Raw genomic sequence first — 19,543 nt, 5'->3', positions numbered from 1 at the left:
TTCGTGATACGCAAATTTTTGCTGCTGTTGGAAGCTGGCGTGTTGCTGGCGGGCTTGCTGATAGCATTTGCCGCCTGGCAACAGCATACGGCGCTGCACCAGCCGCTGAACCTGACTGACGAGTACTTGGTGGACGTGCCCGCAGGCGCAACTCCCGGTGGCGTGCTCAATCGTCTTGAGGCCGATGGCATCCTTGATCAGGCTTTCTGGTTGCGCCTTTACTGGCGCTTCAATTTGCGCAATCAACCGCTGCACAGTGGCGAATACCGGCTGATGCCTGGCGCTACAGCGCTGGATATGCTTGGGCAGTGGCGACGCGGTGAAGTGCTGCAATACAGCCTGACGTTGGTTGAGGGCTGGAATTTCCGTCAGGTGCGCGCCGCACTAGCACGCGAAACACGCCTGGAGCTGACCCTGAGCGAGCTGAGCGATGCCGAGCTGATGAAGAAGCTTGGCTTGCCGGGCTTGAATCCGGAAGGGCGTTTCTTCCCCGATACCTACAGCTTTGTCCGCGGCATGAGCGATCTGGAATTGCTCAAGCAGGCGCATGTGCGGCTGGAGCAGGTGCTGGCCGAGGAATGGGCGCAGCGTGCCAAGGACCTGCCGTACAAAGAACCGTATGACGCACTGATCATGGCCTCGATGATTGAGAAGGAAACCGGTGTGCCGCAAGAACGTGGCGAAATTGCCGGAGTGTTTGTGCGGCGTCTACGCATCGGCATGCGCCTGCAGACTGACCCAACGGTGATCTACGGTATGGGCGAACGCTACAACGGCCGCATCACTCGTAATGACCTGCGTCAGCCGACGGCCTACAACACCTACACCATCGATGGGATGCCTCCGACGCCGATCGCCCTGGTTGGCCGTGAAGCGATTCATGCGGCGCTCAACCCGGTGGCGGGTAGCAGCCTGTACTTCGTCGCCCGTGGTGATGGCAGTCACGTATTTTCTAATACCTTGGAGCAGCACAATCGGGCTGTGCGTGAGTATCAACTCAAGCGCCGAGCGGATTACCGTTCCAGTCCGCCCCCAGTCGCGCCCAATAATCAGTAAGGACAGCCTGTGAGCGGTTTGTTTATCACCCTGGAAGGCCCGGAGGGCGCTGGCAAGAGCACCAACCGAGACTACCTGGCCGAGCGCCTGCGCGAGCAGGGTATCGATGTGCTGTTGACCCGTGAACCGGGCGGTACGCCCTTGGCTGAGCGGGTGCGCGAGCTGCTGTTGGCGCCCAGTGATGAGCCGATGGCGGCCGATACCGAACTGCTGCTGGTGTTTGCTGCGCGTGCGCAGCATCTGGCGCAGGTGATTCGCCCGGCATTAGTGCGCGGCGCTGTGGTGCTTTGTGATCGTTTTACCGATGCAACTTATGCCTATCAGGGCGGTGGTCGGGGGCTCTCCGAGGTGCGTATTGCCTTGCTGGAGGAATTCGTTCAGGGCTCACTTCGCCCGGACCTGACGCTTGTATTTGATCTACCGGTTGAAGTGGGTCTGGCCCGTGCCGCAGCTCGTGGTCGGCTGGATCGCTTCGAGCAGGAAGGCCGGCAGTTCTTCGATGCCGTGCGCCAGACTTACCTGCGGCGTGCAGCTGAGCAACCGCAGCGCTACCGTATTCTGGATGCCGCGCAATCCTTGAGCGAGGTGCAGCAGGCATTGGATAAGTTGCTGCCGCAACTGCTGGAGCTGCAGCGTGGCTGACGCTTACCCCTGGCAGGATTCACTTTGGCAGCAACTGGCGGGGCGCGCGCAGCATGCCCATGCCTATTTGCTGCACGGGCCGGCGGGTATCGGCAAACGTGCCTTGGCTGAGCGCTTGATGGCGCGGCTGCTGTGTCAGCAGCCTGCCGGCCTGGATGCATGTGGTCAGTGCAAGTCCTGCCACCTGCTAGCAGCCGGTACCCATCCGGATAACTACATTCTGGAGCCGGAAGAAGCCGACAAGGCGATCAAGGTCGATCAGGTGCGTGAGCTGGTCAGCTTCGTCGTGCAGACCGCGCAACTGGCCGGGCGCAAGGTGGTGTTAGTCGAACCGACCGAATCGATGAACGTCAACGCTGCCAACGCCTTGCTGAAGAGTCTGGAAGAACCGTCCGGCAATACCGTGTTGCTGTTGATCAGCCATCAACCTAGCCGCTTGTTGCCGACGGTGAAAAGCCGCTGCGTGCAGCAGGCTTGTCCGCTGCCGAGCGAGACGATGAGCCTGGCGTGGCTGGCGCAGGCGCTGCCGGGCTGTAGCGCTGAAGAGCATCGCGAGTTGCTGTTTCTGGCTGCCGGCTCGCCGCTGGCGGCGGTGAAGATGCATGCGCAGGGCGTTACCACCCAGCGTGCGCAGGTGGTGGAGGGGGTGAAGAAGCTGCTCAAACAGCAAATCGCGCCCAGTCAATTGGCCGAAAGCTGGAATGCGGTATCGCTGCAATTGCTGTTCGACTGGTTCTGTCAGTGGTCACAGTTGATGCTGCGTTATCAACTGACCCGTGATGAAGACGGCCTCGGGCAAGCCGATATGCGCAAGGTGGTGCAGTACCTGGCGGAGAAGACCCCGCAGCCGAAAGTGCTGAATATGCAGGATTGGTTGCTGGCGCAGCGCCAGAAAGTTCTCGGTAAGGCTAACCTGAACCGTGTCTTGCTTCTCGAAGCCTTGCTGGTGCAGTGGGCAAGCTTGCCCGGACCGGGCTAGAATCGGCTATTAAGTGAATAAAATCAGGAATGCCGCATGAGTCTGCCTCCTAACTTGGGCCCGCGTAACGGAATTTTGTCGCTGACAATCAAGGACAAATCCGTGCTTTATGCCGCTTACATGCCCTTTATCAAGAACGGCGGCCTGTTTATTCCAACCAACAAGAGCTACAAGCTCGGCGATGAAGTATTCATGCTGCTCAACCTGATGGATGAACCGGAAAAGATTCCGGTCGCCGGCAAGGTCGTCTGGATCACGCCCAAGGGCGCTCAGGGCAATCGCGCTGCCGGTGTGGGTGTGCAGTTCAATGATGGCGACAATACCGCGCGCAACAAGATCGAAACCTACTTGGCCGGTGCGCTGACTTCGGATCGCCCTACGCACACCATGTAAGTGGTTTTTCCTCCGTATCACGGTGCTCGCTCTGTGGCACCGATTTTCAAGTGATTGCTCCCCATGCTGGTTGATTCCCACTGTCATCTTGACCGCCTTGATCTGGCCGCCCATGGCGGTTCGCTCGATGCGGCGCTGGATGCTGCGCGCGCGCGCGGCGTTGGTCATTTCCTGTGTATCGGCGTCAGCGCCGATAATGCCGCCACTGTCAAAGGCCTGGCAGAGCGTTATACCGATGTCGACTGCTCAGTCGGCGTGCACCCGTTGGACCTTGAGCCCGGCGCGGCGCCAGCGCTGGATTGGCTGCTCGGTGAGTTGAACCACCCGCAGGTGGTAGCCATCGGCGAAACGGGCCTGGATTATCACTACGAGCCGGAGTCCGCAGCGCTGCAACAAGCGTCATTTCGTTTGCACTTGGATGCGGCGCGGATTACCGGCAAGCCGGTGATCGTGCATACCCGCGAGGCGCGCGCCGACACTCTAGCGTTGCTGCGTGAAGCGGCGCTGCCGCAGGCCGGCGTGCTGCATTGCTTTACCGAAGACTGGGAAATGGCCAAGTCCGCGCTGGATATTGGTTTCTATATTTCCCTGTCCGGGATCGTCACCTTCCGCAATGCCGAGGCGCTGCGTGAGGTGGCGCGCCAGGTGCCGGCGGATCGTTTGTTGGTAGAGACTGACTCGCCTTACCTGGCGCCCATCCCGCATCGCGGCAAGCCGAACCTGCCTGAGTATGTACGTGATGTGGCCGAATACCTGGCGGTGCTACGTGGCGTGAGCTTTGAGCAATTGGCTGAGCAGACCACCGCCAATTTCAAGCGCCTATTCCCGCTGGCTCGGGTGAAGTGAGCTCCGCAGATTCAGCGCAATAAATGGAGCAATTTTTAACGTCGCGTAGCGGCGGCCCGAGGGGAGGCCGCCATGGATGGCGGGCATAAAAAAAACCCGGGCTCTGGGGGATGAGACCGGGTTAAGACCATTAGGAGTAAATCAAGGTACGCGGTCCACGGTACCTTGGCTGGCGGGGCGCTTGGGGGATACGCCGCACACCAGTACTCATCAGTATTGGTGAATATTGGCGATCGTCCAGGCAGTTTGCCTGCATTCTTAAACGGATTTGGAATACACATCGCGCTGTTGAGTCCTCAAGCAGGCGCTAGCTGCTGCAGCAGCGCCAGTGTCTCTTCAATAACCCTGGGTTCGCTGTAGAAGTGTGGCGACAGGCGGATACCTGCACCGCGCTGTGCGCAGATCACCTGCTGTTCCTTGAGGCGTTCAAACAAGGCCTGATGCTGCCAGCCATCCAGGCTGAAGGTCAGAATTCCGGCACGCTGCTGGCGTGCCACGGCACTGTGCACGCGCGCTCCGGGCACCTTATGTAGGCCATCAATTAACCATTGCATACGCTCCTGTAGAGCGTCCTCGACCTGCGTCATGCCAACCTCTTCGAGCAGCGACAGGCTCGCTTCCAGGGCCATGGCGCCGAGCATGTTCGGGCTGCCGCACTCAAAGCGCCGGGCGCTGTGTGCGGGCTCCCAGCTGGTGCGTTGGTAGTCGCCGGCATGTTCGAGCATGTGCCAGCCATATTCATGCAGCTTGAGCTGTGCACGCAGGTCGCTGCGGCAATAGAACACCCCAAGGCCTTCCGGGCCGAGCAACCACTTGTGCCCGTCGGCCATGGCAAAGGCGCATTGGCTGGCTTGCACGTCGAAGGGCAGGGCGCCGAGCTGCTGAATGGCATCGACGCACAGCAGCACGCCGCGCGCCTCGCAGCCCTGCCCTAAACGCGGAAGATCCAGGCGCAGGCCGCTGGCGTACTGCACCGCACTGATCGCCATTAACCGCGTACGCGGCCCGCAGGCGGCGAGTAGGGTTGCTTCCGCATCACCCTGATGCAGATTGACCTGCACGACCTCAACACCCAGCGGCGCGAGCGCTTCCCAGACAATCCGGTTGGAGGGGAATTCTTCGTCGCTGATCACCACTTGGTCGCCTGGCCGCCAATCCAGACCGAAGGCGACAAAGGACAACGCCTCGGAGGTGTTTTTCACCAGCGCGATATCACTGTGGGAGGGCGCATTGAGCAAGCGCTGTAAGCGCTCGCGCAGTCGGCGTTCGACCTGTAGCCAGGCAGGGTAGTCGCGCGCGCCAGCTTGCGCGTTCTCGATGGCGAAGCGGCTGACCGCATCGACCGCTCGTTGTGGCCAAGGGGAAACGGCTGCGTGGTTCAGGTAGCGCAGGCCAGGAAGTTGCGGAAACTCGTCATGAACGTCGTACATGGTCGGATGATCCGTGCAATTTGCCGTTAGTTAGGCATAATACGCGCCTTCGTTTTTTTGACCCCGTAGTCCTTTTATGCATAAAGAACCCCGCAAGGTCCGTGAGTTTCGCCGCCGCGAACAGGAAATTCTCGACACAGCCCTGAAGCTCTTCCTCGACCAGGGTGAAGACAGCGTGACTGTGGAGATGATTGCCGACACGGTTGGTATCGGCAAAGGCACCATCTACAAACACTTCAAATCCAAGGCGGAGATTTACCTGCGCCTGATGCTGGACTACGAGCGCGATCTCAACGAGCTGCTGCACTCGGCCGATGTTGACCGTGACAAGGAAGCGCTGTCGCGCGCCTATTTCGAGTTCCGCATGCGCGACCCGCAGCGCTACCGTTTGTTCGACCGCTTGGAAGAGAAGGTGGTCAAGGGCAATCAAGTGCCAGAGATGGTCGAGCAGCTGCACAAAATTCGCGCCTCCAACTTCGAGCGTCTGACCCAGCTGATCAAGGGCCGCATCGCCGAAGGCAAGCTGGAAGACGTGCCGCCGTATTTCCATTACTGCGCCGCCTGGGCGTTGGTGCACGGCGCTGTGGCGCTGTACCACTCTCCGTTCTGGAGCAATGTGCTGGAAGATCAGGAAGGTTTCTTCCAGTTCCTCATGGATATCGGCGTGCGCATGGGCAACAAGCGCAAGCGCGAGGGTGACGCCCCGGCTAGCTGAGGTATTCAGCGGGTGGATAAACAATCTGCTGGGCTGGCGGCGCCTCTATACTCGCTGCTCACCTTCGCTGGAGCCATGCATGATTGTTGATCGCCAGGGCAGACGCTTTCGCAATCTGCGGGTCAGCCTGACCGCCGCTTGCAACTACGCCTGCACCTACTGCGTCCCCGATGGCAAGCGGCTGGTAGCGGCGCAGGACGAACTCTCCGCGGAGGCCATGCTGCGTGGTGTGGCCTACCTGATCGAAGCTGCTGGCATTGAGCGCCTGCGCATCACCGGTGGTGAGCCGCTGGTCAGCCCCAAGTTGGAGAGCTTTCTGCGTGGCGTCAGCCAGCTTGGGTTAGCGGATATCAGCCTGACCAGCAACGGTCAGTTGCTGGCGCGCAAACTGCCGCTGCTACTCGAATGCGGCATCCGCCGCTTGAATATTTCCCTGGACACCCTCGACGCTGCGGCATTTCGCACCATTGCCCGTGGTGGCGATCTGGCGACAGTGCTCGATGGCCTGCAGCAGGCGCGGGCGGCGGGGATGCAGATCAAGGTCAATATGGTGCCGTTGCGCGGACAGAACCTCGACCAGGTGCTGCCGCTGCTCGACTACTGTCTAGCGAATGGCTTCGAGCTGCGTTTTATCGAATTGATGCGTATGGGCCATCTGGCTCGCGATGGCAATGGTTTCCAGCGTCAGTTTGTCGGCATGGCCGAGCTGCTGGCGTTGGTCGGCAGCCGCTATGGCTATGTTCAGGCGCACGCCCCGCTGGACGCCACCGCGCTGCGTTTCGCCATTCCTGAAGTCGGCCACTTCGGCGTAATCGCCAATGAAAGCGTGCCGTTCTGCCGTACCTGCTCGCGGCTGCGTTTATCCTCGACCGGCTGGTTGCATGGTTGCCTGTCATCAAGCAATCGCCACTACATCGGCGATTTGCTCGACAAGCCACGTCACCAGGCGTTACCTGCATTACAGGGCTTGCTGGTCAAGTCGCTGGGCGACAAGCAGAGCGTGGCATTTTCCGGAGGTGCAACTGTGATGAAGATTATTGGTGGCTAAGGTATTCACCCTAGTTAGGAAGTGGCGATGGCTTTTCGTGGTGAGTGGCCAAGGAACGTGATTTTTTAAGAGGGGTTCTACCCCATTGTCATACAGGCTTGTCTGAAATATTTGCAAGATAAACTTGGGCTGAAAGTATTTGATGTTTGTTAGAGCCAAGCTCGATTAGGTTGCGCTCGATTTTTTCTAGAGTTGCTTTGGTTTGAGTTTGGATATCCCCATCCAAGCTTTCTGCGGTGGCAACTGTAAAAACTAGATCTTGATAAGCTGAAGACCGGTTACGACCATAATATGAACCGTAAACCCGTTGAATTATTTTGGTATCCATACCGACCTTTATGATAAATGCCTAACGTTTGGTTAAGGGGCGGGCTTTAGCCCGTCCCAGAGAGCGCAGCGAGCGATTTGAACCAGTTGTTAGGCACGCCGTTCACAGTATGTCTTAAGGCCGATTAACCTTGCCATGACAATTTTCTTAAAATACAGGGATGCTATGTATTCGGAAATTAGTGGTACTGCCCAAGCCTTTGTTTTTATTGAGTAGCGAAATTTTGCTCTGGTTGAGTTTGGGCTGAGAGGTTAAATACCCAGCTACCTCCAAAGCTGTGAATAAATGACGGGCCTTGGGTCATGATAATAGCGGCCGTTGTTGGAGGTGCAACTTGTACAAATTGAACCTCCATTTTTAAACCTGATTTAGCTACTACGAGTGTCTTCACTCCAATACCAATTTCAGTTGCCCCTCCTAAGAGTTCAATTTTTTCAGGAAAGGGATCCCACTGATACCTAACAGAATAGTCTTGTGATGCTTTATAGACTTCGGCAGGAGGTGAGTCGATTGTTAACGCGCACTCGATTATGGCCATGGCAGTGCCTAACGTTTGGTTAAGGGGCGGGCTTTAGCCCGTCCCAGTGAGCGCAGCGAGCGATTTGAACCATTTGTTATGGCTACTTTTTTATGAATTCAAACCTTGTTTCGCCTGCAGCAATCCAGTGCTCTATTTTCTGTTCGCTTGCATCAAGCATTTCGACCCTTTCACCAAAGGCGTTAGCTAGGTTGCTCAGGTAGCTAATTGCCGAGCGTACCGTAGATGATAGGTATATAAGAAATCTTTTTAAGTCAGGCGGATATTTAAGATCTGTTTCTGATTCAAATATTTTGTGGCTACCGTCATCGTTGACATATGTATTGATTGCTGTTTCCAGTATGAATAAGTTGAAAATAAACATCATTCCGGGTTCGTCGATTCTTTTTAATGAGTACCGGAGTTCTGGCTTCCATTCTATGGATTTTTGAATTAATTCTTGCTTGATGTGGCCGATATATTTGTTTCTAAGATATTTGGCAAACTCGTAATTTTTCGAGGATGACTTATATTCACTGGAAAGCTTTTCGTGCTCGCGATATATGCTTCGAATTGTGATTTCGAAATCCACTAAGTTAGATACTGTTATGAAGGCCTGCTTTAAAAGAAGCATGCTTGTCATATCATTAATGCCTGTTACTGACAGCTGGCGATCAATCTCTATTAAATCAGCTTTCAATAACTGCGATTTTATGAATTGTTCCATGTCGGCTTTGGCCATAACGATTAAGCTAAGGGGCCGGCTTCGCCGGTCCCAGCGAACGAAGTGAGCGCTTTGAGCGCATTGTTAGGCCGCCCAAAAACTGATTGCTTTTTGTGCGGACCAAAAACAGTGAATAAAGGTGACGATTTTTGCAAGATGGCCCCAGATGACCATGTTTGTATTTCTTGCATACTTCCAGACCCAGTACCAGCAAAGAAAACTGTAGCAATAAACGGGGGCGATAACAGTGAGCCATATTGCCTTTTGAGGTGGAAGACCAGTGGCTTTGACAATGGAAATCATGGTGTTTGTAAAAGTTAGTGATAAATGGCTGTAGCCAAGCGCTATAGGCCATGCCAATGCTGGCATCACATATGCCAACCAGAATATTTTCCATAGTGCTGGCTTGGAATGGCGTGCAGGAGCAATATTTGGATTGTCAATTGATGATGCGCTGGCTCGGATTTCTTTCATGTGTTGCCTAACGATAGGTTAAGGGGCCGGCTTTAGCCGGTCCCGAGTGAGCGAAGCGAACGGCTTGAACCGCTTGTTATGCGTCTGCGTAGCTTTCATTTTTGATGAGTTCCAGTTGTGCCCTTAAGCCATAAAATAGCTCAGAAACATCAACTGCCTCACCATCCTCAATGCGCTTTGAAAGCATTGTTTGGGGGAATATAAGCAGGCTTGTTTCCTTGTAGCGGACACAGGCATCTTTGCCATAATCATCTTCAACAACCCACCAATCATAGTCTTGCGTCTCGTTTACGAAGACTTTGCCGAAGACTATTCCAAACGATTGCAATTCTTGAGTATTTTCTATTTGAACTTGGCCAGAGGCGACTATGGCCTGAATGCGATCAAGATCTTGCATGGAGCCATCCATTTTTTGGCCCGTAATTTCTTCTGAAATGTGGCTCCCAAGCAACCACATTTTAGCGATGTAAGTAATCCACTCTTCATCGGGCGCAATAATTACTTGATCCACACACGGTTCTCTCTTGGCGCATAACGTTTGGTTAAGGGGCCGGCTTTAGCCGGTCCCGAGTGAGCGAAGCGAGCGACTTGAACCATTTGTTAGGCGTGTTCATTGGTGCTTGTAATGACTTTGAGCAAGTGGTTTAGAAGTGCAATGAAAACGGCTTTGTCTTCGTAATTGTTGAGACGATTACTAACTACTACAGTGGTTGGAAGGCACTCTATTTCATTTATGGTTTCTTGGATCAAGGCCCCAAGCTGGGAGTTATCGTTTTCTGATATCGCGCTGATGATGTCTTTAGGGTAAAAAGAAAAAGCATCAATGCCGCAGCAGCCAGCAACGCACTCGGTTTCCAAGGAGTTCCATAGGTCTGATGTTTTATGAATTATATGATCAATATTTATAGCTGACTCGTACCGCCCGGATAAATCAATGAATGCGATCCACTCGTTTTCTCCGATTCGGATGTCATTCTTATGCTCGTCGTGTGACATCTGGTACGCCTAACGTTTGGTTAAGGGGCGGGCTTTAGCCCGTCCCAGTGAGCGCAGCGAACGGTTTGAACCAGTTGTTATGCGCTGTGTTAGCTGGAAAATACAAGCCCCCAGCCACAGATTTCAAAAGTATGTAGAGAGTGCATATTGCTGCTTGTGACTTCGACTTCGTAAATTGGAACGCTGTAGAGAGGGTTGAAAGGCGAACCTTCACCAATTGACGTGGATAGTAGGCCGATACACTCTTCAAATTGCCATTTCAAGTCTTCTAGAGCTGTAGCTGATAAATGCGAAAGTGACGCATCTAGTTGGCGCCAAGATTTACTAATGAATTCATCACGGTTTGATAGTGATGTTTTCATTGTTAAATATTTAATTTTGCATTTTTTAAGGTGCAAGGCTAGGTCGGCTTCTAGCGCCCCTTTGCTTCTATAGATGCCTACAGAAATTCCAGCCTTCCTACCTGCAGCTATTTCTAGTGCCTTGAGGAATCCATGAATGAAACTTAAGGCGTTATCGAGTTCAATCGGTAATTTCATAAAGTGCATAACGTTTGGTTAAGGGGCGGGCTTTAGCCCGTCCCAGTGAGCGAAGCGAGCGATTTGAACCACTTGTTAGAGCGGTGCACGGCTGTGAAACGCTATGTAGAGCTCTTTAAGTGATGCAGGCAGCTTTGCCCAGTATGGTTCCGCTTTGTCACTAGGTATTCGCCAAAATAGATTCTCGACAAACGCTACGTCAATGCAGTTTTTGATTTCTGTACCGCAGCCCTGCAATGTTTGATTGAAAAATGAAAAAAGCTTCATGTAATTGCTGGGGTCGATGCCTTTATTCATGTCGATATTCAAAGAGTTTGCGAGGCTTTCGAACCAAGAATAAGCAAACTCAGGATCAGGTTCGCCCCAAGTTTTTATGTGAACTCTATCAGCGGCCTCTGCGATCTCTGGATAGCGATCTCTGACGGCATTGTATAGGTCAACAACGGTTTCCATGGGTTCTGGCTCTAACGTTTGGTTAAGGGGCGGGCTTTAGCCCGTCCCAGTGAGCGAAGCGAGCGATTTGAACCATTTGTTAGGCGTCGTCACTGAGGGAACGCGAATGCATCTGACGCCTCGCCAGCCATCACGATCGTTAGGCCTTGAAAACAAACTCCAGCACCGTGTTCTGGCTCCCAGTTACACCCGAGTTCGATACCAAATAACGGTTGGCGATCTTGGGTGATACCGCCAATGTGCAGAGCCACTAGCCCACACAGTGGCGCAAGCTCTTCCGGTGACTGTATTTCTGGAACCACATCCTCGGGGCTCTCATCAATCAGACTTTCGATGATTAGCTCCCTCATTGCGTGGTATCCCTCAACCAAGGCCGGAAAGAGGAGTGCCCGTATTTCTTTTTGATGCTCTATAACCCAGGCGACCACCTCACGAGCAACCGAAATATCTAGCTCCTTTCCTACAACCGCATGCGTCTCGCCAGTTGACGGACCCTGCTCGGAGACCGCGCCGTACGGGCCGTTGGTGATCTGCATACCTGCGAATGCGGGCAGTCGAACCGTTGAGACATGAAAGAACTCAGTCTCGACGAACTCTGGGTAGCTTGGTGCGTTCGTGTTGTACATGGAGACTAGCCTCTGCTGCCTAACGTTTGGTTAAGGGGCGGGCTTTAGCCCGTCCCAGTGAGCGAAGCGAACGGTTTGAACCAATTGTTAGAGGCTTTTAGCCTTCGCTGACACCCTCATTGTTCCAATATTTCCAATTACCTATTTGTTCGCCTGCTTGGTATTCGCCTTCGGCAGCTAGTTTGCTGTTATCGTGAAAGTCACGCCAGAGCCCTTGCTCCAAACCATGTTCATAGTTTCCTTCCGAAGCGGTTTGACCATTTGGATGGTACGCAATAAATAGGCCATGTCTTATCCATCGTGATCCATCTGATGACAAGTACCGTGAGTAACGGAACTTAACTTTTCCACTTTCATATGGGATTTCTGCAATTTGCAGGTCAGCCATGTGATGCCTCTAACGTTTGGTTAAGGGGCCGCGGAACGCGGTCCCGAGTGAGCGAAGCGAACGACTTGAACCATTTGTTAGGCTGTTGGAGGTGTCAGCCATGGTATGCCTCCCGAACACTGGGCTCCATCTCAACTGCTGCCTGCAAAATTATTAGGCTTGCGTTGATAAGGCGCTCGCTTCGCTCGGGAGCAAACCAATGACCGTTGAACTTACCTCCATGGAATAAATTGTTCCGAATTCGCCTAATGTATTGAAATAAAGCATCAGAATTTGAATTTGTTTGTGGCGCAGTATCTCTCCACTCAATGAGGCCATTCTCGATAAATTGCTTCTTTGGAGGTTCATTGAGGATATATTCGATTGCTTGGCGAAGCTCAGGAGTTGACGGGCTACCAATAGCTGCTTCAACTGCGCGGGCAAAATTTCCCCAATTGGCTTCGGCTGGGCCATTGCCATTGTTAAATCCGCTTGCTTTAAGAGCATATTCCGTACGAGAAAATACACGGAAGAAGTCGGCTGCAATTTGGTGGAGTTGTTCGTGCGCCATTTATGCAAGCCTAACGTTTGGTTAAGGGGCCGGCTTTAGCCGGTCCCGAGTGAGCGAAGCGAACGGCTTGAACCAGTAGTTATAAGACTTTTTGCTGGAGTTTAATTGGTTCTTTTATGAGGTCTGCGGTGTCAATTACATGCGCTATGTCTGCGAGGCGGCCTATTTTAAGTGGCAGTGGACCAATGCGCTCGGTTTGTTTTAGAGCAATACGCCATTCGTGCTGCCATGCATACTCGTTGAATTTATTGAATACACTCAGTTGGCTGTGATGTAACTTTCGCTCTACATAGCTGATTTTGCTGCCGACAATATTGTTTTCTTCTAACGTATATATTGATTGATTATTGTCGATGGCGTTTTTTAATCGACGCCAAAATTCACTTATGTCGCTACCGCCTATGAAAATTGCCTTGTTGCCAAATTTTAAGAAATTGCTCGATAGATTTAAACCGCTCTCACCAGCGCTCAATATGTCTTGGTCGCTGATTATCGTCATGCTGTAGATGTTGGTTTCATCCTGATGGCATTGCCGTAAATCAACTTTATCAACGGCATCGGTAATAACGTGGCCGTTGATTTCTAAAGTTATATTCTCAGGAAGGAAACTGGCTGCAAGCCCTTCGTGTGCATCGCCTCTCAATGCAGGGTCGCTATCTTCGTAAGCTCTAAAGTATTGAATATTGTTCATGAACAATAAGCCTTCATTTATAAAGCTGTCGACATACTGCTCATCCATGAATTTGATAAGCAACCGATTTCGGTTTTCTGGGCTCACCATAGATATTTCCTAAAGGCTTATAACGTTTGGTTAAGGGGCGGGCTTTAGCCCGTCCCAGCGAACGGAGTGAGCGATTTGAACCAATTGTTATGTTCACGGATTAAGCGTCAAACTAATTTGCTCATTCTTTCTTCTAGTGATTTCTTTAGCTCAAAGGAGCCTTTGCTTAGTAAAGCAAGGTAATCATCCCATTTTCTTGAATCACGATCAGCCTGTAATATCGTAAATGTTCTAGTGGTGCCAAAGAGCCCTTGAGCGACGGCTTGGTCAAGAGTATTGAAGCTTTTCTTGAGAGGCTTGTGACCTTTATCTAGATTTTCTAGTTGTGGATTTAGATCTGGCATATACGCACGAATTAGCATTTTTAGCTCACTCATTTCCATGCCTGGATGATTTCTTTGTTCTGCATATTTATCTGGATTGTAAGGCAAAAAAATTCGAGCGTTGTTTATTTCTCGCTTGTGGCCATCATAAATCAGTTGGCATAACTCGTATGCTCTTTCTAGCTTGTTAGAAAGTAGAGTGATTTTTCTAGATTTATCACTAACTCTAAACTGGAAAAAGCCGCCAAGTATTGCTGTTAGGGAGCCTAGCAAAACTAATAATAATGGTTTGAAGGCTTCTAAAATTTCGATCATTAAGTAGGCTCAGTATTAGGGAACATAACGTTTGGTTAAGGGGCGGGCTTTAGCCCGTCCCAGTGAGCGAAGCGAACGGTTTGAACCAGTTGTTATGTGCCTTTTAGCCAAGGATTTCACAGAAACCCCTATACATTCGCTCTGGCTCACAGACCTCAATAATTGAGGCACACTCGCTGCATTTAAAGAAAGCTTGAGCACCAAATGGATTGCGCCTGGCAAGATGAGGCTCATACCAGGCTGGCTTCTGTGTGCGCTCAATCTTCCCCCTGGTGCTAAGGCTGTCTAATTTATTGAAAAGCTCCTCTGAGCTAGCCAAATTTTCTGAATGAAGCTTGGAGCAAACTGGGCACTCATTAAGTTCCTGAAATAGATCTAGCGCTGACCGCTTATCTCCGTGTTTGAGGCGCAAATAGCGGGTTCTTCCAAGTCTGGTTTCTATCCCATCAATGTCGAGTACGGCCGAAGAGAGGTCGGATTTTGAGATCTCGTTTCTAAGATATGCCTTAAGAAGTTTCTGCATATTTGGCACATAACGTTTGGTTAAGGGGCGGGCTTTAGCCCGTCCCGAGTGAGCGAAGCGAGCGGCTTTGAACCAATTGTTAGAAGACAATTGCACGACTAACGACCGGCGGCCGAGCCACCATTTTTTGAAAACTGCTCTTTCAATCCAATTTTCAGCCATAACGCGCCACCAGATTGGATTGTAAGCTTCTTCATTTTCTTGCTCTTCCGCTTAAGTGTGGACGGCTTTTCATAGTAACCAAACCGCCGCTTATACCAGCGCCGATCCATTTCGTTTTTGACTTTTTTGCTTAATTTCCTAAGCGCTAAATCAATTGACTCGTCGTTCTCTATCTTTACTGTCACTGGCATATTTTGCGTTTTATGGACTGACACCTGTCCTTCTTTGGCTTCTAACGTTTGGTTAAGGGGCCGGCTTTAGCCGGTCCCGAGTGAGCGAAGCGAACGACTTGAACCATATGTTAGATGCCATATTCACTGTAAACAGGGCTTGCGTAGTAAGAAACCCAGCCGCAAATGTAAGGCAATAGCGCTATAAATAGAAAGGCCAAAAATATGAGTGTGCCTCGCCAGCCCCGCGTGTGAATGAGATACGCCGGCAAAACGATTGGCCAGAGGAAGAAAATAAAAGCACCGAACTCATAAGGTCGGTGGAAGTTATATTTCTTTGCGTCATCCAAACACCACAGTGCAACCATGAGAGCGAAAGACCAAGCCATTAAGTTTTCGTACTCAGGTGCAGGGTCATAGCCCAGATAACCCATGATTGAGTAATGAGCAATCGAGATGGCGACTACGATTGCGATGCTGATGGACTTACGCATAACTTCCTTGTGGTGTCTAACGTTTGGTTAAGGGGCGGGCTTTAGCCCGTCCCAGTGAGCGAAGCGAACGATTTGAACCAGTTGTTAGGGCGAGTTCGCGGCACGTTTTATTACCCACATAACTGCAGCAATCAGAAAGGTTAGAAATAGTGCAGGCACGGCACCAATCAACGCAGTAATAATTAATATTTTTCCTAATGTTTCATGTTTGCGTGATGGGTGGGTATAGTAATGGCGCAACATTGAGACGTTTGGATTACTCGTGTCGTACGCAACTTCCCGATACTTTGCATCCGTGAAATAATTGAGCGCTCCTGATGCATTGGTTTTGCTTGTAGTTGATTGATATGTAATGCCTGAGACAGCGTAGTCGAATACTACAATCTTGGCTTGAAGTGGGCCATAGCCAGATACAGTTACTCCATTTGGTATAGCACTGGCAAAGCCTGGGGAGGATTTAATCTGTTCGTAATCAATTCGATTTTGTACCTCCGCATACAAACCAAACGTAAAAAAGAAAATAACGAACGCGACCAAGAAAATGATCAAATGGCCTGCAATAAATTTCATATGAGCCCTAACGTTTGGTTAAGGGGCCGGCTTTAGCCGGTCCCAGTGAGCGAAGCGAACGATTTGAACCATTTGTTAGATGCCGTTTTATAGCTGAAGTAATAGTTCGCTAATGCTTCTTCTAAGTCATAAATCATCTGTTTTTAATGCTGCGTCGTTAGCTTGTCCAACAAAGTTTTTTTTGCGCTAGTGGTGTTGCTCTGGATAATGTGTATTTCGGTAATTGCTAGGCATATTGATGCGATATATTCATCAAGCGAACCTGTAACGGTATAGCCCAATGCCTTTTTATAGAAGCCTAGCGCCGGTCTTTTGTCACTTGTGAAATCACCTGAAGTTTCTCATTGGAAGGGATGGTTGCTTTCTGCTTTTTCATTGCCTTCACAGATTGCCTGGAGTCGCTGATAAGCAGTCCACTGAGTTTGTTTGTTTTCCGCTTCAGATGCGTTGACGATTTCCAGAACTATGTCGTGAACTGCATCGTGAATGTCTGGATTCATGCCGACGGCACCTAACGCTTGAGCGAATGGCTAGGTGCGATCCGAGCATTTGACAAGCCTGAGGTAGCCGCCACACGTCCGGTGTTTCTCCCCATCCCACGATCGCAGCGAGTTTATAACGAAGGACCTGCCGCAATGTGGGCAACGGCAGCTTCCACTGTCCGTTACGTGGGCATCCTTTACTGCGCGGAGCGTTGTCTCGCCGAGTCTCTGTCGGTGGATCAACAATGCACGCTCCTTGAGGGCTGCAAGGGACGTCGGTGTTTCCTGCAACTGCTCAAATGCCTCAACCTGGAGTTCGCCTCCGCGGTAGACCAGGCCACCACCCTGATCTCGAAGCTCGAAGGGCTGCTGCAAAGCATCGCCAACACCAGCAGCCCCATCTAGACCAAAAAGCAATGTGTAGAGAATATCGATTGCGAATGAGTCAAGCAGGTGAACAACGCTATCGATTTGCTCGCTAGAAAGGCTTAGCTCACGAAGTTTCGCCCCAACGTAACCGTTTCCCGCAAGCATTTCGCAGAGTTTTTCATCCTTCTCCGCTTTCCAGCTTGCGACAAATTCCTTTGCATTCATGTGCGAACTTCCACCACGGCAACTAACGTCTGGTTAAGGGGCGGGCTTCAGCCCGTCCCGAGTGAGCGAAGCGAACGGCTTGAACCGTTTGTTAGCATTCACTGCTGTATATTTCCTAGTAGTTGCTGCTCTGGCTCTCTAGTGATCATGTGATTAAACTTAAGGGATTGATATGCACTGTACTCTGTGGCGATATCATCCCCAGACAAATTAAACCTTGGGTCGCCACAGAATGTCTCGTACAAATATAGCTCAGACATGATGTCTAGAAGTAAAAACAGGCGTACGCAGTTCTCTTTTGTGGCAAATTGAGATTGATTCAATAGATGGGCTGCCAAGTGTCTATTAAAGTTTGCGTGGGCGGGGCCGTTTTTTGATGGTTTATATAAATGCTCGTTTAATATCTTGTCACAAGCTTTTGCGTAAACTTCGTGGAATAGAGGATTGCCTGGGCAGGGTTGACGAGTATGAGCCTTTGTGAAGAATTTTCTCAATTCATCAAATTCTGGTTTTTCACCATCCCCATTGTAGCCCATCCACCTAAGCATTATTCCTTCTGTGACCGGCATTAACGTCATATATGAGCTAATGTAATTTCCTCGAAAATAGCAAATAGTTGCAGCTTCAATTAGCTGAACAAATTCTTTGAAGGCTGAGAAGTGCTCAAATCGGCCCTTCTTTTGGAGGGCTCTAATGCGTGGGTCCAACACAGCGCTTTCTACTAAAGAGACCAGCTTGTGCTCGTTATTTGGCATGTCTTTAAGTAGTGCCTTGACCTGTCTAAATTCTCCCATCGTGGACGTTGCTGGGAGGCATAATGCGTAATCTGCCAACTTATTGTTTGATTCGATTATTTCGGCTATTTCAGAATTTGAAGTACAAGAAATATTCTGTTTTTTCTCATCTTCACTTCTTTGTTTTTTGGCATTTCGAATGTGTATTTGATATGCCTTGGTACTGACCCTGTGCCAATCACTATCATCGCTAGAAAATTGAGCCTTAATGGAGGCTACATCGACTTTGGGTCCGAGTAACTTAATTAGTATCTCGGCTCTGGCTTTTGTTTCCGACATGCACCGTATTCCGGAATGATTGCTAACGTTTGGTTAAGGGGCGGGCTTTAGCCCGTCCCAGTGAGCGAAGCGAACGGTTTGAACCAGTTGTTAGCGGTGATACCACGTGGCATTTTGGATTTTTCCTACCGGGGTATATTTTTTAAGCAACTCCGCCATTTCAGCTAAATTTTCATAGCCTTCAAAGCGTAGGTTACTGAAAGATTTTGTGGTTAACAGTAGAGATTTAATATTGCCCTTAATGCTCTGGATTCTAAGGCTTTCTATATCCGATAACGGCATGCTCACAACGGCACCTTTGTGTGATATGTCGATTTTATTCTCAGATTCGATAATGGATACGGATGGATAGGATGAGTCGTGATTTTTTATATTTTTATACGCGCCGGGCAGATGCTTGACGAGTAGCAAAAAAATAATTGCAGCTAGTATTTTGTGATACATGCTTTCGCTGGAGATGAACATCCAGGCAGCGCCGGCGATTATGCCGATGAAAAGCAAAGCGGCGAGTATCACTTTTCGTTTTTCGCTACGTTTGTATTTTTCGGTTACGTTGAAATTCATATATACCGCTAACGTTTGGTTAAGGGGCGGGCTTTAGCCCGTCCCAGTGAGCGAAGCGAACGGTTTGAACCATTTGTTAGGCTTATGCCACACACTCTCGCGACCAGTCAAAAACATCAGTTTTTAGCGCAACCCAACGATCTTCCAGCGCTTGCGATCCGCTCTTTGCCACTAGTTGCAACTCTTTTTCAGAGATTGGAACAGCAAGAAGAGGATAAATGGTTTTAGCCCCCGCAAAGACTCTGCTCATATCATCCCATTGAAAAATTGGCACGAACATTATGTGGGGCAGTGATGTTTGCGAGTCATATATTTCAAGCATGCGCTCAAAGATAACTCCAGGAGCTATTTTCCAGCCATCTTTTAAGGCGTAGAAAGCAATCGTTGACGCTAAATTTCCGAGCCATTGCTCTGTTCCTCTACGCTCAATTAGTATCTCCGTACATATTGAGTCGCCTTGATAATTCCTTTGTTCTATATCCATTAATCCCACAGTTGAGGCAAAGTATTCATCGTCGTTGTGCCCTGAAAATACCGCGATGCTGTGGGTCTCATTTTCGTCCCAATAGTTGTGGACACGAAATCCATCTGGAATTTTCTTGCGAAGCACCGTGACCCAAGCCTTATGTTCAGGTGATGGCGACATAACTCTCCTAGAGCCTAACGTTTGGTTAAGGGGCGGGCTTTAGCCCGTCCCGAGTGAGCGAAGCGAACGACTTGAACCACTTGTTAGGGTTCCCCACGATTTTCGTTAAGCCGCGAGTGCTCTTTAAGCTCTGCCTCAATAA

At 50.6% G+C, this 19,543-nt stretch carries 29 protein-coding genes; 7 read left to right on the top strand and 22 right to left on the bottom strand.

The window, feature by feature from the left end:
* The first annotated feature begins 3 nt into the window (after positions 1-3).
* The 5 genes from mltG to AACX99_RS03985 all read left to right on the top strand — a co-directional run bounded on the left by mltG (position 4) and on the right by AACX99_RS03985 (position 3,916).
* On the top strand, positions 4-1,056 hold the full coding sequence (mltG, locus tag AACX99_RS04005; protein WP_339409714.1) for an endolytic transglycosylase MltG: 1,053 nt from the start codon (positions 4-6) through the stop codon (positions 1,054-1,056).
* A gap of 9 nt (positions 1,057-1,065) precedes the next feature.
* On the top strand, positions 1,066-1,698 hold the full coding sequence (gene tmk / locus AACX99_RS04000; RefSeq protein ID WP_339409712.1) for a dTMP kinase: 633 nt from the start codon (positions 1,066-1,068) through the stop codon (positions 1,696-1,698).
* Complete coding sequence (locus AACX99_RS03995; protein ID WP_339409711.1) at positions 1,691-2,677, top strand: DNA polymerase III subunit delta'; 987 nt, start codon at positions 1,691-1,693, stop codon at positions 2,675-2,677. Before tmk ends, AACX99_RS03995 begins: the two co-directional genes overlap by 8 nt.
* 36 nt (positions 2,678-2,713) lie before the next feature.
* The gene (locus AACX99_RS03990; RefSeq protein WP_090238100.1) at positions 2,714-3,070 is read left to right on the top strand and encodes a PilZ domain-containing protein; all 357 of its coding nucleotides are present in this window, start codon (positions 2,714-2,716) and stop codon (positions 3,068-3,070) included.
* 63 nt (positions 3,071-3,133) lie between these two features.
* A complete protein-coding gene (locus AACX99_RS03985) occupies positions 3,134-3,916 on the top strand; it encodes a TatD family hydrolase (protein WP_339409709.1) in 783 nt (260 codons plus the stop codon).
* 296 nt (positions 3,917-4,212) lie between these two features.
* Here the strand turns inward: AACX99_RS03985 and AACX99_RS03980 are convergent, their stop codons facing one another.
* The gene (locus AACX99_RS03980; RefSeq protein ID WP_339409708.1) at positions 4,213-5,346 is read right to left on the bottom strand and encodes an aminotransferase class V-fold PLP-dependent enzyme; all 1,134 of its coding nucleotides are present in this window, start codon (positions 5,344-5,346) and stop codon (positions 4,213-4,215) included.
* 76 nt (positions 5,347-5,422) lie between these two features.
* Between AACX99_RS03980 and AACX99_RS03975 the strand changes: the two genes are divergently transcribed.
* A complete protein-coding gene (locus AACX99_RS03975) occupies positions 5,423-6,061 on the top strand; it encodes a TetR/AcrR family transcriptional regulator (protein WP_339409707.1) in 639 nt (212 codons plus the stop codon).
* Positions 6,062-6,140: 79 nt separating this feature from the next.
* Positions 6,141-7,109: a GTP 3',8-cyclase MoaA gene (locus AACX99_RS03970; protein WP_339409705.1), complete on the top strand. Its 969-nt coding sequence runs from the start codon at positions 6,141-6,143 to the stop codon at positions 7,107-7,109.
* 88 nt (positions 7,110-7,197) lie between these two features.
* Here the strand turns inward: AACX99_RS03970 and AACX99_RS03965 are convergent, their stop codons facing one another.
* The 21 genes from AACX99_RS03965 to AACX99_RS03865 form a co-directional block, all read right to left on the bottom strand.
* Entirely contained in the window at positions 7,198-7,437 is a 240-nt protein-coding gene (locus tag AACX99_RS03965) for a hypothetical protein (protein WP_339409704.1), read from the bottom strand.
* Positions 7,438-7,642: 205 nt separating this feature from the next.
* A complete protein-coding gene (locus AACX99_RS03960) occupies positions 7,643-7,975 on the bottom strand; it encodes a hypothetical protein (protein ID WP_339409703.1) in 333 nt (110 codons plus the stop codon).
* Between the two features lie 82 nt (positions 7,976-8,057).
* Complete coding sequence (locus AACX99_RS03955; protein ID WP_339409702.1) at positions 8,058-8,696, bottom strand: hypothetical protein; 639 nt, start codon at positions 8,694-8,696, stop codon at positions 8,058-8,060.
* Between the two features lie 66 nt (positions 8,697-8,762).
* Entirely contained in the window at positions 8,763-9,152 is a 390-nt protein-coding gene (locus AACX99_RS03950) for a hypothetical protein (protein ID WP_339409700.1), read from the bottom strand.
* Positions 9,153-9,228: 76 nt separating this feature from the next.
* The gene (locus AACX99_RS03945; protein ID WP_339409698.1) at positions 9,229-9,663 is read right to left on the bottom strand and encodes a DUF3806 domain-containing protein; all 435 of its coding nucleotides are present in this window, start codon (positions 9,661-9,663) and stop codon (positions 9,229-9,231) included.
* Between the two features lie 89 nt (positions 9,664-9,752).
* Positions 9,753-10,148 carry a DUF6331 family protein gene (locus AACX99_RS03940; RefSeq protein ID WP_240223335.1) on the bottom strand — a complete coding sequence of 132 codons (396 nt, stop codon included), beginning with the start codon at positions 10,146-10,148 and terminating at the stop codon, positions 9,753-9,755.
* An 89-nt stretch (positions 10,149-10,237) separates the two neighbouring features.
* Positions 10,238-10,687: a hypothetical protein gene (locus tag AACX99_RS03935; protein ID WP_339409693.1), complete on the bottom strand. Its 450-nt coding sequence runs from the start codon at positions 10,685-10,687 to the stop codon at positions 10,238-10,240.
* Positions 10,688-10,762: 75 nt separating this feature from the next.
* On the bottom strand, positions 10,763-11,140 hold the full coding sequence (locus AACX99_RS03930) for a DUF7674 family protein (protein WP_339409691.1): 378 nt from the start codon (positions 11,138-11,140) through the stop codon (positions 10,763-10,765).
* 89 nt (positions 11,141-11,229) lie between these two features.
* Complete coding sequence (locus tag AACX99_RS03925) at positions 11,230-11,766, bottom strand: DUF6985 domain-containing protein (RefSeq protein ID WP_339409690.1); 537 nt, start codon at positions 11,764-11,766, stop codon at positions 11,230-11,232.
* 97 nt (positions 11,767-11,863) lie between these two features.
* On the bottom strand, positions 11,864-12,154 hold the full coding sequence (locus AACX99_RS03920; RefSeq protein ID WP_339409689.1) for a toxin-antitoxin system YwqK family antitoxin: 291 nt from the start codon (positions 12,152-12,154) through the stop codon (positions 11,864-11,866).
* Between the two features lie 94 nt (positions 12,155-12,248).
* Positions 12,249-12,704, bottom strand: a complete 456-nt coding sequence (locus AACX99_RS03915; protein ID WP_339409688.1) for a hypothetical protein — start codon at positions 12,702-12,704, stop codon at positions 12,249-12,251.
* Between the two features lie 79 nt (positions 12,705-12,783).
* Positions 12,784-13,482 (bottom strand): hypothetical protein, encoded by a 699-nt coding sequence (locus tag AACX99_RS03910; protein WP_339409687.1) that lies wholly within the window; start codon positions 13,480-13,482, stop codon positions 12,784-12,786.
* A gap of 110 nt (positions 13,483-13,592) precedes the next feature.
* Complete coding sequence (locus AACX99_RS03905) at positions 13,593-14,123, bottom strand: hypothetical protein (protein ID WP_339409685.1); 531 nt, start codon at positions 14,121-14,123, stop codon at positions 13,593-13,595.
* 621 nt (positions 14,124-14,744) lie between these two features.
* On the bottom strand, positions 14,745-15,023 hold the full coding sequence (gene rpsU, locus AACX99_RS03900) for a 30S ribosomal protein S21 (protein ID WP_339409683.1): 279 nt from the start codon (positions 15,021-15,023) through the stop codon (positions 14,745-14,747).
* Positions 15,024-15,109: 86 nt separating this feature from the next.
* The gene (locus AACX99_RS03895) at positions 15,110-15,472 is read right to left on the bottom strand and encodes a hypothetical protein (protein ID WP_339409681.1); all 363 of its coding nucleotides are present in this window, start codon (positions 15,470-15,472) and stop codon (positions 15,110-15,112) included.
* Between the two features lie 84 nt (positions 15,473-15,556).
* Positions 15,557-16,042 (bottom strand): hypothetical protein, encoded by a 486-nt coding sequence (locus AACX99_RS03890; protein WP_339409679.1) that lies wholly within the window; start codon positions 16,040-16,042, stop codon positions 15,557-15,559.
* 341 nt (positions 16,043-16,383) lie between these two features.
* The gene (locus AACX99_RS03885) at positions 16,384-16,542 is read right to left on the bottom strand and encodes a hypothetical protein (protein ID WP_339409677.1); all 159 of its coding nucleotides are present in this window, start codon (positions 16,540-16,542) and stop codon (positions 16,384-16,386) included.
* A gap of 30 nt (positions 16,543-16,572) precedes the next feature.
* Positions 16,573-17,118 (bottom strand): hypothetical protein, encoded by a 546-nt coding sequence (locus tag AACX99_RS03880; RefSeq protein WP_339409676.1) that lies wholly within the window; start codon positions 17,116-17,118, stop codon positions 16,573-16,575.
* A gap of 98 nt (positions 17,119-17,216) precedes the next feature.
* Positions 17,217-18,191, bottom strand: a complete 975-nt coding sequence (locus tag AACX99_RS03875) for a hypothetical protein (RefSeq protein ID WP_339409675.1) — start codon at positions 18,189-18,191, stop codon at positions 17,217-17,219.
* 90 nt (positions 18,192-18,281) lie between these two features.
* Positions 18,282-18,755, bottom strand: coding sequence for a hypothetical protein (locus AACX99_RS03870; RefSeq protein ID WP_339409674.1), 474 nt, complete (start codon positions 18,753-18,755; stop codon positions 18,282-18,284).
* Between the two features lie 82 nt (positions 18,756-18,837).
* Positions 18,838-19,401, bottom strand: a complete 564-nt coding sequence (locus AACX99_RS03865; RefSeq protein ID WP_339409672.1) for a suppressor of fused domain protein — start codon at positions 19,399-19,401, stop codon at positions 18,838-18,840.
* Between the last annotated feature and the right edge of the window lie 142 nt (positions 19,402-19,543).

The sequence above is a fragment of the Pseudomonas sp. EA_35y_Pfl2_R5 genome (assembly GCF_963970805.1).
Lineage (GTDB): Bacteria > Pseudomonadota > Gammaproteobacteria > Pseudomonadales > Pseudomonadaceae > Aquipseudomonas.
Note: the sequence above shows the minus strand (reverse complement) of the source record. Positions and strands in the feature narration are given on the sequence as shown.

What these genes read in the sequence shown, in the direction of transcription:
- AACX99_RS03915 (WP_339409688.1), bottom strand. Translation starts at nt 12,704, where the DNA reads ATGGCGCACGAACAACTCCACCAAATTGCAGCCGACTTCTTCCGTGTA.
- AACX99_RS03955 (WP_339409702.1), bottom strand. Translation starts at nt 8,696, where the DNA reads ATGGCCAAAGCCGACATGGAACAATTCATAAAATCGCAGTTATTGAAA.
- AACX99_RS03975 (WP_339409707.1), top strand. Translation starts at nt 5,423, where the DNA reads ATGCATAAAGAACCCCGCAAGGTCCGTGAGTTTCGCCGCCGCGAACAG.
- AACX99_RS03905 (WP_339409685.1), bottom strand. Translation starts at nt 14,123, where the DNA reads ATGATCGAAATTTTAGAAGCCTTCAAACCATTATTATTAGTTTTGCTA.
- AACX99_RS03865 (WP_339409672.1), bottom strand. Translation starts at nt 19,401, where the DNA reads ATGTCGCCATCACCTGAACATAAGGCTTGGGTCACGGTGCTTCGCAAG.
- AACX99_RS03935 (WP_339409693.1), bottom strand. Translation starts at nt 10,687, where the DNA reads ATGAAATTACCGATTGAACTCGATAACGCCTTAAGTTTCATTCATGGA.
- AACX99_RS03965 (WP_339409704.1), bottom strand. Translation starts at nt 7,437, where the DNA reads ATGGATACCAAAATAATTCAACGGGTTTACGGTTCATATTATGGTCGT.
- AACX99_RS03890 (WP_339409679.1), bottom strand. Translation starts at nt 16,042, where the DNA reads ATGAAATTTATTGCAGGCCATTTGATCATTTTCTTGGTCGCGTTCGTT.
- AACX99_RS03885 (WP_339409677.1), bottom strand. Translation starts at nt 16,542, where the DNA reads ATGAATCCAGACATTCACGATGCAGTTCACGACATAGTTCTGGAAATC.
- AACX99_RS03925 (WP_339409690.1), bottom strand. Translation starts at nt 11,766, where the DNA reads ATGTACAACACGAACGCACCAAGCTACCCAGAGTTCGTCGAGACTGAG.
- AACX99_RS03985 (WP_339409709.1), top strand. Translation starts at nt 3,134, where the DNA reads ATGCTGGTTGATTCCCACTGTCATCTTGACCGCCTTGATCTGGCCGCC.
- AACX99_RS03980 (WP_339409708.1), bottom strand. Translation starts at nt 5,346, where the DNA reads ATGTACGACGTTCATGACGAGTTTCCGCAACTTCCTGGCCTGCGCTAC.
- AACX99_RS03950 (WP_339409700.1), bottom strand. Translation starts at nt 9,152, where the DNA reads ATGAAAGAAATCCGAGCCAGCGCATCATCAATTGACAATCCAAATATT.
- AACX99_RS03880 (WP_339409676.1), bottom strand. Translation starts at nt 17,118, where the DNA reads ATGAATGCAAAGGAATTTGTCGCAAGCTGGAAAGCGGAGAAGGATGAA.
- AACX99_RS03895 (WP_339409681.1), bottom strand. Translation starts at nt 15,472, where the DNA reads ATGCGTAAGTCCATCAGCATCGCAATCGTAGTCGCCATCTCGATTGCT.
- AACX99_RS03940 (WP_240223335.1), bottom strand. Translation starts at nt 10,148, where the DNA reads ATGTCACACGACGAGCATAAGAATGACATCCGAATCGGAGAAAACGAG.
- AACX99_RS03990 (WP_090238100.1), top strand. Translation starts at nt 2,714, where the DNA reads ATGAGTCTGCCTCCTAACTTGGGCCCGCGTAACGGAATTTTGTCGCTG.
- AACX99_RS03930 (WP_339409691.1), bottom strand. Translation starts at nt 11,140, where the DNA reads ATGGAAACCGTTGTTGACCTATACAATGCCGTCAGAGATCGCTATCCA.
- AACX99_RS03970 (WP_339409705.1), top strand. Translation starts at nt 6,141, where the DNA reads ATGATTGTTGATCGCCAGGGCAGACGCTTTCGCAATCTGCGGGTCAGC.
- AACX99_RS03960 (WP_339409703.1), bottom strand. Translation starts at nt 7,975, where the DNA reads ATGGCCATAATCGAGTGCGCGTTAACAATCGACTCACCTCCTGCCGAA.
- AACX99_RS03870 (WP_339409674.1), bottom strand. Translation starts at nt 18,755, where the DNA reads ATGAATTTCAACGTAACCGAAAAATACAAACGTAGCGAAAAACGAAAA.
- AACX99_RS03920 (WP_339409689.1), bottom strand. Translation starts at nt 12,154, where the DNA reads ATGGCTGACCTGCAAATTGCAGAAATCCCATATGAAAGTGGAAAAGTT.
- AACX99_RS03875 (WP_339409675.1), bottom strand. Translation starts at nt 18,191, where the DNA reads ATGTCGGAAACAAAAGCCAGAGCCGAGATACTAATTAAGTTACTCGGA.